The sequence below is a fragment of the Bradyrhizobium sp. IC3195 genome (genome assembly GCF_020193585.1).
In the GTDB taxonomy this organism is placed as follows: Bacteria; Pseudomonadota; Alphaproteobacteria; order Rhizobiales; family Xanthobacteraceae; genus Bradyrhizobium; species Bradyrhizobium yuanmingense.
In genome coordinates this window covers 1-443 of sequence record NZ_JADYVG010000099.1, presented here as the reverse complement: position 1 = coordinate 443, position 443 = coordinate 1, and the positions used below count along the sequence as shown (strand labels likewise).

1 protein-coding gene is annotated in these 443 nt (G+C 61.9%); it reads left to right on the top strand.

What is annotated here, in order from left to right:
- Positions 1-14: 14 nt before the first annotated feature.
- Positions 15-443 (top strand): TIGR03769 domain-containing protein (locus I6F09_RS37275; protein WP_225190212.1); only part of this gene is annotated, 429 nt, incomplete at its 3' end.

Below are 443 nucleotides of genomic sequence, written 5' to 3'. Positions count from 1 at the left end.
CCTCGGGAGAGTCCATCTCGCAGAAGAAACCGGGCCATGTCCACACTAACTGGTTGTTTGAGAAGCCAGGTACCTACACCATGAAGGTCCGGCTGAAGGGAGTCCCGGTCACGGCGACTGATGGCAAGGCCGTTGTTTCCGAGCCGGTGACGTACACGTGGGTTGTCGGTGACCGAAGCGGTAGCCAATCGTCTGCGGCGCCGACCGTTCTTCCGTCAGTGACGGTGCCGACCGGCCAACCATCTGCGGTGGTCAGTGCTCGCCAGCTTGTCAAGAGGGTGGATGAGAAGACAGCTCCCGAGCCGTTTACGCCGAAGCCGACTCCGGCCCCGACTTCCGGTGAGCGTACCGTCAAGCCGGTTCCGGGTGCTGCCACTACGACGGCAACCACCGTCGTTACCGATGGAAATGATCAGGGTGTTGCGCGCGTCGCTGGTGGGATA